This window comes from Nocardia transvalensis NBRC 15921 (genome assembly GCF_000308875.1).
GTDB lineage: Bacteria > Actinomycetota > Actinomycetes > Mycobacteriales > Mycobacteriaceae > Nocardia > Nocardia transvalensis.
Genome location: NZ_BAGL01000048.1, coordinates 1 through 9708, shown reverse-complemented (window position 1 = coordinate 9708; position 9708 = coordinate 1). Strand labels below are relative to the sequence as shown.

11 protein-coding genes are annotated in these 9708 nt (G+C 70.4%); 6 read left to right on the top strand and 5 right to left on the bottom strand.

Annotation, left to right across the window (positions count from 1 at the left end):
• Nucleotides 1–712, bottom strand: a 712-nt coding sequence (locus ON41_RS14475) for an exodeoxyribonuclease V subunit gamma (RefSeq protein ID WP_040748141.1), incomplete at its 3' end; no start/stop codon positions are given.
• Nucleotides 713–1097: 385 nt separating this feature from the next.
• Between ON41_RS14475 and ON41_RS14470 the strand changes: the two genes are divergently transcribed.
• Nucleotides 1098–1280: a hypothetical protein gene (locus ON41_RS14470; RefSeq protein WP_246461663.1), complete on the top strand. Its 183-nt coding sequence runs from the start codon at nt 1098–1100 to the stop codon at nt 1278–1280.
• Nucleotides 1281–1385: 105 nt separating this feature from the next.
• Complete coding sequence (locus tag ON41_RS14465; RefSeq protein WP_040748146.1) at nt 1386–2255, top strand: serine hydrolase; 870 nt, start codon at nt 1386–1388, stop codon at nt 2253–2255.
• 164 nt (nt 2256–2419) lie between these two features.
• Here ON41_RS14465 and ON41_RS14460 read toward each other — a convergent pair whose 3' ends face one another.
• Complete coding sequence (locus ON41_RS14460; RefSeq protein WP_040748139.1) at nt 2420–3883, bottom strand: cytochrome P450; 1464 nt, start codon at nt 3881–3883, stop codon at nt 2420–2422.
• 53 nt (nt 3884–3936) lie between these two features.
• Between ON41_RS14460 and ON41_RS39005 the strand changes: the two genes are divergently transcribed.
• The 4 genes from ON41_RS39005 to ON41_RS14440 all read left to right on the top strand — a co-directional run bounded on the left by ON41_RS39005 (nt 3937) and on the right by ON41_RS14440 (nt 7564).
• Entirely contained in the window at nt 3937–4638 is a 702-nt protein-coding gene (locus ON41_RS39005; RefSeq protein WP_157185468.1) for a TetR/AcrR family transcriptional regulator, read from the top strand.
• A 64-nt stretch (nt 4639–4702) separates the two neighbouring features.
• Nucleotides 4703–6166 carry an NAD(P)/FAD-dependent oxidoreductase gene (locus ON41_RS14450; RefSeq protein WP_040748138.1) on the top strand — a complete coding sequence of 488 codons (1464 nt, stop codon included), beginning with the start codon at nt 4703–4705 and terminating at the stop codon, nt 6164–6166.
• A 161-nt stretch (nt 6167–6327) separates the two neighbouring features.
• The gene (locus ON41_RS14445) at nt 6328–7104 is read left to right on the top strand and encodes a hypothetical protein (protein WP_051161480.1); all 777 of its coding nucleotides are present in this window, start codon (nt 6328–6330) and stop codon (nt 7102–7104) included.
• 172 nt (nt 7105–7276) lie between these two features.
• Nucleotides 7277–7564 carry a hypothetical protein gene (locus ON41_RS14440; protein ID WP_040748137.1) on the top strand — a complete coding sequence of 96 codons (288 nt, stop codon included), beginning with the start codon at nt 7277–7279 and terminating at the stop codon, nt 7562–7564.
• A 252-nt stretch (nt 7565–7816) separates the two neighbouring features.
• Here ON41_RS14440 and ON41_RS14435 read toward each other — a convergent pair whose 3' ends face one another.
• The 3 genes from ON41_RS14435 to ON41_RS14425 all read right to left on the bottom strand — a co-directional run.
• The gene (locus ON41_RS14435; protein ID WP_040748143.1) at nt 7817–8497 is read right to left on the bottom strand and encodes an urease accessory protein UreD; all 681 of its coding nucleotides are present in this window, start codon (nt 8495–8497) and stop codon (nt 7817–7819) included.
• Complete coding sequence (gene ureG / locus ON41_RS14430) at nt 8487–9218, bottom strand: urease accessory protein UreG (protein WP_051161478.1); 732 nt, start codon at nt 9216–9218, stop codon at nt 8487–8489. The genes ON41_RS14435 and ureG overlap by 11 nt, the downstream gene beginning before the upstream one ends.
• Nucleotides 9219–9378: 160 nt before the next feature.
• A partial coding sequence (locus tag ON41_RS14425) for an urease accessory UreF family protein (RefSeq protein ID WP_040748136.1) occupies nt 9379–9708 on the bottom strand: 330 nt, incomplete at its 5' end.

The window sequence follows — 9708 nt, the reverse complement described above, 5'->3', positions numbered from 1 at the left end:
CGGACAGGACGGCCAGCTGGTCGGCGGTCGGTCTCGTGACGCCGAACAGCGAGAGGCGTGGGGGGAGGTCGGCGAGCGCCGGGTCCGAGCGGAGGCGGGCGCAGGCGTCCGCCAGGCGCTCGGCGGGGCTGGGGGTGCCGAGTTCGGCGCGCAGCCGGCGCCACAGCTCCGGCTGCCAGTGCAGGTCCTCCGGCAGCGTGCCGCCGGATCCGTCGGTGTCGGCGCCCGCGGCCCAGTCGGTGACGAGGGCCGGGCGCTGTGTGCCGTACCCGTCGAACAGGGCGGCGATCCGCGCCGCGGTGGCGAACCGCCGTCCGGACCGATGGGTCGGCCCGGTGGCGTCCGCGCCCAGGTGACGGGCCAGCACGGCGCACCACGGCTCGCCGGCCGCGGCGTCGATCACCCGCAGCAGCGCCCACACCATCCGGTCCGGCGCCCACGGATCCGCGTCGGCGGGCACCCCGGTCGCGGCGGCCAGCGCGGCCGACACCAGCGCCGATGGTGACGGGTAGTCGATATTCGCCGAGACACCGTCACCCGCGACCGCGCCCAGCGTTCCCGACAACCGCTGGTTCAGCCAGCGCTCCACGCCCTTGGCCGGCACCGCCACCACCTCGGCCGCGAACGGATCGTCCAGCGGCCGGGCGAGCAGCGACGCCAGCGAGCCGGCGAGCGTGTCCGCTCGCTCGGCCCGGTGGATGTGCAGCGCCATCGGCCGCCTCTCTACGCTCGCCGGTGCCGTCCCCCCGCCCGGATGCCCCGTGGTTGCCTGTCGCTGGCCGATCCTACAAAGTCACCGGCCCGATCCCGCGGCACGACTCGGACATCCCGCCACATACCGAGCAGTCCCCTATCCGCTACCACCCTTGCAAAGCCACTGACCACGGCATTGACCATTATGACCGAGAAGTACCAAATTTCCAGCAACACAATCGAATCCGAGCACGCCGACGCACCGGTCGGGATGGCCGCAATTCACCTCAGCGTGTCACCTCCGATGCCGCCGTGCGATGTGCCACAGTGCTCGGCGGGGAGGTAACGGGAGTAGCGGTAGCGAAAGGCTGGTTCGGTTCATGTCTGCGTCGGTGATTCCCCTGATGCCCAGATCCGGGTTCACGGTCCGCCGGGTCGGCGAATGCTGGGAGCTGGTCAACTCACGCCACTACGGGCGCACCGCCGTCCTGCACTCCTGGCCCCGCGATCAGCACACCGAGGCCTTCGAGCACTGCTACCGGCTCAACGGGCGCAGCGTCGAGGACCTCCTCGCCGCATTCCGCTGAAAGCGCCGAAATCCGATGCGCCCCAACACCGCAGCGCATTATCACAACCCGCTACAGACCTCAAGAGGTGCGAGACGCCCGCCACGATCGCTATTGTGGCTCACCGTGCGTTATCCCCGGGCCGCCTCGAGCGCCACTCACCCCACCCGACTGGCCGCCGGTGCCTGCGCCGTTGCCGCCGTCCTCATCGCGGGAGCCCCCGCCCTGCAGACCGCTCCCGCGTCGGCACTACCCGCGCATCAGAGCTGCGCCGGTAACTGCAACCTCGGCAGCCGGATCGCCGCCGTCGACGCCTACCTCGCCGGCCGGCCCGGAACCACGGGTTACGTTGTGCGCGACCGTGTTACCGGCAACGTCTACAGCAACGACAACGCCGAGGCCCTGGTCTGGACCGCGTCGACGATCAAGCTCGCGATCGCCGAGGACGTCCTCAACCGGGCCCGCGTCGGCGCGCTGGTCCTGACCCCGGAGGACCGCCGCCAGCTGGAATCCATGCTGGCCACCTCCAACGACGCCGCCGCCGACTTCCTGTGGAACAAGTACGCCGGTCCGGACCGGATGGCCTTCGTCAACGCCTTCCGCGCCAACGGCATGTCCGGCCTGACCCCGCAGCCGACCGCGGGCCACGCGTTCCCCGACTGGGGCTTCCTGCAGGCATCCCCCGCGGACCTGGACCGCCTCATGAACAACGTGCTCGACACGATGCACCCCGAGGACCGCGCCTACCTGCTCGACCGCATGCGCAACGTGGACACCAACCAGCACTGGGGCGTGTGGGGCGCGGGCGCCGACATGCGCCCCGGCCTCAAGAACGGCTGGTCCGACGAGCAGGGCGGCTGGGTCGTCAACTCGGTCGGCTTCGCCGGACCCGACGAGCGCTACACCCTGGCGATCATGAACAACATCGGCGACCAGGGCGGCTACGCCGACGGCGAGCAGACGACCACCCACGTCGCCGAGCTGCTGTTCGGGTAGCCCCGGCCAAAAGCGCGCCGGGGCAGCGGGGCGAGCACGCGCCGGGAAAGGGCGTGTGTGCACCTTCCCCGGCGTGCCTGTGGAACATATTCCCCGGCGTGCCTGTGGAACATATTCCCCGGCGTGCTTGCGGAACATATTCCCCGGCATGCTTTTGGCCGGGGTCAGCGGCGACGCAGGAGCATGGGTGCCCCGTCGCGCGGGAACGGGATGGTGGTGAATCCCCACGGCATGAGGTAGTCGTCGGGGATTCGCCATTCGTAGTCGCGGACCATGGCGGCGAGGATCACCTTCACTTCCAGGACGCCGAAGTGCATGCCGATGCACTTGTGCGCGCCGGCGCCGAACGGCATCCACGCCAGGCGGTGGGATTTGTCCTCGCGCCGGTCCGGGCCGAATCGCTCCGGATCGAAACGCGCGGGGTGCGACCACAATTCGGGCAACAGGTGGTTCACGCCGTAGGCGACGTCGACCTGCGTGCCCGCCGGGATGTAGTGCCCGGCGATCTCGGTATCGCGCACCGCGCGCCGCACCAGGCCCGGCACCGGCGGCACCAGCCTCAGGCTCTCCTTGATCACCAGGTCGAGATCGCGCAGCTCCTCCAGATCCGCGATCGTCGGCGCCCGCCCGCCGAGCCGGTCGCGCAGCGCGAGCGCCTCCGCCCGGACCCGCTCCTGCCAGTCCGGATGCCGCCCGAGGTAGTAGGCGACCGTCGTCGCGGTGGTGGTCGTGGTGTCGTGCGCGGCCATGATCAGGAAGATCATGTGGTTGACCACGTCGGCGTCGGAGAAGGTCTCGCCGTCCTCAGTGCGCGCGTGACACAGGGCCGAGAAGAAGTCGGCGCCGCCGTCGCGCCGCTTGTCCGGCAGCTTGCGGGTGAAGTACTCCTCCAGCACCTTCCGCCCGCGCAGCCCGGCCCGCCACGCGCTGCCCGGCAGCGGTGCGCGCACCAGCGCCAGCGGCGCGTGCGTGCTGTCGACGAACGCCTGCCCCAGCCGTTCCCGCTCGGGTCCGGTCCGCGCGCCCATGAACGTCTCGGCGGCGATGTCCAGGGTCATATCCTTCACCGTCGGGTACAGCCGCACCCGGCGCGATCCCGTCCGCGCCCACCGATCGATGACGCCGTCCACCACCGGGGCCAGCTCGGCCAGGTGTGCCTCGAGACGGTCGCGCGTGAACGCCTGCTGCATGATCCGCCGGTGGAACATGTGCTCGGAGAATTCCAGCAGCAGCAGTCCGCGCCGGAAGAACGATCCGATCAGATAGTCCCAGCCCTGCCCGAAGTCGTTGCGGCGCTTGCCGACCACCTCGTCGACGGCCTCCGGCCCCGCCACCAGCACCCGGTCCACGCCGAGCGAGCGGTAGTAGCCGACCGGCCCGTAGCGGTGATAGCGATCCAGCATTTCCGCCGGGCCCCAGCGCAGGTACTGCAACGACCTCCCGAGATACGGCAGCCCCGAATCGCCGCGCACCGCCCGGTGCCCGCTGCCGCTGGGCGGCGTGGCCAGCGTCTGTTCCCGCGCGGGGAGCCGGCGCAGCAGCCGGTCGATGGGGTGGCGATCCGGAATTTCGAAGAACCCGATGTTCTCCCGCTCGGCTCGAGCTGCCCGAGGGTCGACGCTGACCATGGCAATCCTCCCACTTAAAGTACATCTCGTACATTACCTGTAGAGTGGGGCCTGTGACAAGGGACACAGCGCGGCCGCGGGGTCGCCCGCCGGGACCGCCGCGCGATCCGGCCCACCGGCGCGCGGAGATTCTCGACGCGGCCGAACGGGTGATCGCCCGCGCCGGCGCCCGGATCACGATCGCCCAGGTCGCGGCCGAGGCCGGATACGCGCGCACGGCCGTCTACGCGGTCTTCCCCGACCTGCCTGCCCTGGTCGACGCCCTCGCCGAGCGGCACATGGAAGGCATCATCGCCGCCTCCGACGCGATCCTCGCCCAGCCGCTGCCCGGCCGCGATCTGCTGCGCGCCCTCGTGCGGCTGATGTGCGACTTCGTCGAGGACAACCCGAACCTGCACCACGTGATGATGCAGCGGCTGGAGAGCGGCGACACCGAGCACCGTCCCTTCTTCACCCGCGTATCCGAGTGGGCCACCGCGGTTTTCGACGTGATCCTGCGCCGCCTCGACGCCGATCCGGCGCTGGCGCGGATCTGGGCGACCGCGACGGTCGGCGCGATCCTGATGTCGGCGGAGGCGTGGGTGCAGGATCCGGCCCGCACCCGCGAGCAGTTCGTCGATCAGCTGGCGGCGTTCCTGTGGCCTACGGTCGACAGCATCGGCGGAGAACGGCTGGTCGGGCCGATCGTCGTCGACGAGATCGCCGCCGCGTCCGGCAATTCCCGAGGACTCGCCGACACAGGGAGTTCGTCGTGACTGCCGCGGGGTAGCCGACTACCGTGAAGCTGTCGCACAACCGAACGTCCGGCGAGGAGCGCAGATGAGTACCGAGACTGTCGAGAACCGTCGCCACCGCGTGGTGGTGATCGGGTCCGGCTTCGGCGGCTTGTTCGCGTGCAAGCATCTGAAGCACGCCGACGTCGATGTCGTCCTGATCTCCAAGACGTCCACCCACCTGTTCCAGCCGCTGCTCTACCAGGTGGCCACGGGCATCCTGTCGACCGGCGAGATCGCGCCCGCGACCCGCCTGGTGCTGCGCAAGTACAAGAACGTCCAGGTCATCCTGGGCGAGGTGCACGATATCGACCTGGTCAACCGCACCGTCACCTCGGAGTTGCTGAACGAGGACACCGTCACGTCCTTCGACAGCCTGATCGTGGCGACCGGCGCCCAGCAGTCGTACTTCGGCAACGACCAGTTCGCCACCTACGCGCCGGGCATGAAGACCATCGACGACGCGCTGGAGCTGCGCGCCCGCATCCTCGGCTCGTTCGAGGAGGCGGAGCTGGCCAAGACGCAGGAGGCGCGCGACCGGTTCATGACCTTCGTGGTGGTCGGCGCGGGGCCCACCGGCGTCGAATTGGCCGGGCAGATCGCCGAACTCGCCGACCGCACCCTCGAGGGCACCTTCCGCAACATCGATCCGCGCGACGCCCGGGTCATCCTGCTCGAGGGCGCCGGGGCCGTCCTCGCCCCGATGGGCCCGAAACTCGGCGGTAAGGCGCAGCGCCGGCTGGAGAAGATGGGCGTGGAGATCCAGCTCAACGCCATGGTCACCGGTGTCGACGCGCGCGGCGTCACGGTGAAGGACAAGGACGGCAGCGAGCGCCGCATCGAGGCCGCGTGCAAGGTCTGGTCGGCCGGTGTGGCGGCCAGCGAGCTGGGCAAGATGCTCGCCGACCAGTCGAAGGGCACCGAGGTGGACCGGGCCGGCCGCGTGGTCGTCGAACCGGATCTGACCATCAAGGGGTATCCGAACGTCTTCGTCGTCGGCGACCTGATGGCCGTGCCGAACGTGCCGGGGCAGGCGCAGGGCGCGATCCAGGGGGCCACGTACGCCGCCAAGCAGATCAAGGCGGAACTGGGCGGTAAACAAACGGTCGAGCAGCGCAAGCCGTTCAAGTACTTCAACAAGGGCAGTATGGCCACCGTGTCGCGGTACAACGCGGTGTGCCAGATCGGGAAGTTCGAGTTCGGCGGGTTCATCGCCTGGCTCATCTGGCTGGTGCTGCACCTCTACTACCTCATCGGCTATCGCAGCCGGGCGATCACCGTCTTCCAGTGGTTCGTCGCGTTCATCGGCCGCAACCGCGGGCAGATGGCGGCCACCGAGCAGTGGGTGTTCGCGCGCCTGGCCCTGGAGGCGATGAACGGCAACGAAGAGGACGCGCGCGAAACGCGCGCGGAACTCGGCGGCAAGGGCCCGAGCGAAACTCCCAGTCCCGGTGGCAAACCCGTGGACACCGATGCGTCCGCGCCACCGAGTGACCACAAGGTCGGTTGAACTCGGCCTGTACTCTTCCCGGTGTCCGACATAGCATTTCGTTCGCGCAGTAGTTAATTTACAGCTACGGCACAGCGTCGGCGTGTCGGGAATTCGACCAATCCAGCGACCTTCCTGATCCGAATGTCGAACGTCGATATTTCCCGGGAAGAAAGGTCGCAATGGCCGCAGGCAAACACAGAGCGCCGAATCCGCACCGCCACCGGGTGGGCAACGCCGTCGCCGTGGGCGCGATCCCGCTGGTCCTGGCGGTCGTCGGCACGGGCACCGCCCAGGCGGCGCCCTCCGAACCGGCGCAGACCGCCCAGCAGGATCAGGCGCCCCGGCAGTGGCCGGCCGCCGACGCGCCCAACGTCCAGCCCTACGAGGGCCTGAACATCCCCGGCAGCACGCTCACCTCGCTTCAGGACGCGCGGGCGCTGCCGGACAAGAAATACCTGTCGCCCGTGGGCGTGCTGCACCCGCCGGTCCCGGTCGCGCCGGTACCGCCGATCGCCCCGCCGCCGGGCAAGTTCCGGTTCGGCGACGTCCAGGTCGACGCGCCGTCCTGGATCGACCGCGAGCAGGCCATCCAGATCAACGACAATGCCGCCCAGGCGGAGGCCAATCTCGCGACCTTCCTCGACTCGGTCGGCATGGAGCGCAGCCGGTCCGATCGCATCGCGGGGCAGACCGTCGGCTCCGCGGCGGTGGGCGCGGTCGCGGGCGCCGCGGCGGCGGCGCCGATCGCGGTCACGTCCGGACTGGTCGGCGGCGTCGTCGGCCTGGTGTTCGGCCTGCCGTTCGTGCCGGTCGGCGTCGTCGCGGGTCCTGCGATGGGCGCGGCGTTCGGCGCGGGCGTCATCACCGTTCCGGCCGCGGCCGTCGGTGCGGCCGCCGGCGCCGTCGTCGGCGCGGTCAACTCGTTCAACGCACCACCGCGGGTCGTCGGGGACTGATCTCCGGGGCACGACCGCGGGGCGGGGACCGGCCGACACGACCGCTCCCCGCCTCGTTCGCATGTGCGCCACGGCACGCGCGACATGCCGAAAAGCGATGGGCGGCCGGTTTCCTCGGGCACAATGGGGCCCGCGATGTCCGATGCGACGCCACCTCCGGAAGGGACAACGGATGGACGGATCGACCTGGACCGGCGTGATCGCCGCGCTGATATTCGCCCTGGGCGCGCTCGCGCTGCTGACCGTCCGTTTCGTCAAGATCCGCAGGCGCGACCCCGGCGACTTCGACCAGCGGGCCGCGACCGCCGGATACGGCGGCGTCCCAACGGAATCGGGTATCCCGGAGAATTTCCGCGAGGCCCGCACCTCCCTCCGGTACGACCCGGACGCCACGATCGGCGAGGACGGCCGGCCGAAGCGCACGAATCGTGTAGCGCCGCGGGACAATATCGATCGGTGACCGCGGCGGTTGCGGTGGATCCCGGCCAAAAGCATGCCGGGATAACGAGATTTGGTGCCCCGGGACGAAGAGAGTTGCTGCGCCGGGACAACGAGAGTCGGTACGCCGGGACAACGAGAGTTGCTGCGCCGGGATAACGGGAGTACGTGTGCCGGGACGACGAGAGTCGGTTGTACCGGGACAACAACGGTCGGTTGCGTCAGGGACGGCGAGAGTTGGGCCGTGCCTGGGCAGTGAGTTGGAGCGGGTCGGTTATGCGGCGGAGTTGGTGGTGGGGGAAGGTTCGGATGTGAGGTTTCGCCCGGTCCAGGTGTAGAGCGAGCCGCCTGCGGCCAAGGGGAGGAGGGCGGCGTTCAATCCCGTTGTGTGGGGGGTGTTTTCGCTCGGGTAGGTGAATACGCTGGATAAGGCGCGGGCGGCCGAGAGTGTGTCGTCGGTGGCGGTCCCCGCGCCCAGGTCGAGGCGGTGGCGCAGGAGGGGCAGGCCGGCGAGGTCGGCGAGCAGGTCGCCGCGCCACCGTCCGGCGTCCTCGCCGGTGCGGCCGATCTGTACCCGCTCGCGCACGCGCAGCCGCGCTCCCTCGGCCAGCACGATCGTGGTCGTCGCCTCGTGTTCGGCGGCGCCCGCGACCACGGTGGGTTCCGGATCGAAGTCCAGGACGCCGCCCTCTCCCACCTCGAAATGCCAGTGCGCCACCGACTTCCGGGTCGATCGTCCCGGCAGCGCGATCGTCGCGGCCACCGAGCGCACCGCCAGCCGCGCGCCCGGCTCCACCGTCACGGTGATGTCGAGTTCGTCGCCGCCGAGCGGGGTCGCGGCCGTGCCGATCAGGTGCACGGTGTCCGGACCGGTGCGCCGCGCCGCGAGCCCGCCGGTGGCGTGGATCTGCGGCAACGCCCCGGACCGGGCCCGGACCAGCAGCTCAGTGCGCAAGCGCGGAGCCCGCGTCGGTCCCCGCGCCAGCCGCCGCATCCTGTTCCGCGGCCGCGCGCAACTGTTCGCCCACCCAGTCCAGCACCGGGGTGGCCGCCGGATCCTCCGTCAGTGACGTGAAGACGAACGGGCGGCCTTCACGGACGGCCGTCGAATCCCGGTCCATCACACCGAGATCCGCGCCGACCATCGGCGCCAGGTCGGTCTTGTTGATCACCAGCAGATCGGAATACGTCACGCCCGGGCCGCCCTTGCGCGGGACCTTGTCGCCGCCGGCCACGTCGACCACGAAGATCTGGGCGTCGATCAGCCCGGAGGAGAACGTCGCCGTCAGGTTGTCGCCGCCGGATTCGACCAGGATCAGATCCAGCGGCGGATTCGCCTCGATCAGGTCGTCGATGGCGTCCAGGTTGGCGGTGATGTCGTCGCGGATGGCCGTGTGCGGGCAGCCGCCGGTCTGCACGGCCGTGATCCGCTCGTCGGGCAGGACGGCGTGGCGGCGCAGGAAGTCGGCGTCCTCGGTGGTGTAGATGTCGTTGGTCAGCACGGCCAGCGACAGCCGCTCGCGCAGTTCCCGGCACAGCGCCGCCACCAGCGCGGTCTTACCCGATCCGACCGGACCGCCGATCCCGATCCGCAGCGGCTCGCCCGGCGTCCGCTCCCGCTTGGGACGGTCGTGGCCGTGGTCGTGCGGTTCGCCGTCGATCAGATGAGGGGGCATGAAATCTCCTTTCCCCCACATCCTGGCCGACCCGTGTAAACCACGTGTTACCCCGCCCGTGCGGCAGTCGTCCGCCGCGCCCCGCATCGTCCACGATCAGCGCGTTGCCGGGCGCCGTTGACCGGTGCGACCGGTGGCCGAGCTGCCCCGCGGCCCCCGGTCATGACGCGAACAGCGGCATCTCCCGGTCGGTGTGCCGCTGGGCCAGCACGTCCTGCAGTGGGTCTGACAGGGCGGCGAGCCCTCGAACGGCCTCGGCGGCTACCCGGTCGCACTCCGCGGCGAGCCGGACGGTGCACGCTGCCACGGCGGCGGGGTCGAGGGCCAGCAGACGCTGTGCGGCCGTCGCCGCGCCGGTCATGGTGGTGTAGACGACGACGCCCGCGATCGCCTCCGGAGTCGCCTCCGCCGCCACTCCGACCATGCCGAACGCCGTCGACAGGTGGGGCCGCGCGCCCAGCGTGGACCAGTCCGCATCGGGCCAGACCTG

Coding starts and splice junctions, on each gene's coding strand:
- ON41_RS14470 (WP_246461663.1), top strand. CDS start 1,098: ATGCCCAGATCCGGGTTCACGGTCCGCCGGGTCGGCGAATGCTGGGAG.
- ON41_RS14460 (WP_040748139.1), bottom strand. CDS start 3,883: ATGGTCAGCGTCGACCCTCGGGCAGCTCGAGCCGAGCGGGAGAACATC.
- ON41_RS14450 (WP_040748138.1), top strand. CDS start 4,703: ATGAGTACCGAGACTGTCGAGAACCGTCGCCACCGCGTGGTGGTGATC.
- ON41_RS14445 (WP_051161480.1), top strand. CDS start 6,328: ATGGCCGCAGGCAAACACAGAGCGCCGAATCCGCACCGCCACCGGGTG.
- ON41_RS14440 (WP_040748137.1), top strand. CDS start 7,277: ATGGACGGATCGACCTGGACCGGCGTGATCGCCGCGCTGATATTCGCC.
- ureG (WP_051161478.1), bottom strand. CDS start 9,218: ATGCCCCCTCATCTGATCGACGGCGAACCGCACGACCACGGCCACGAC.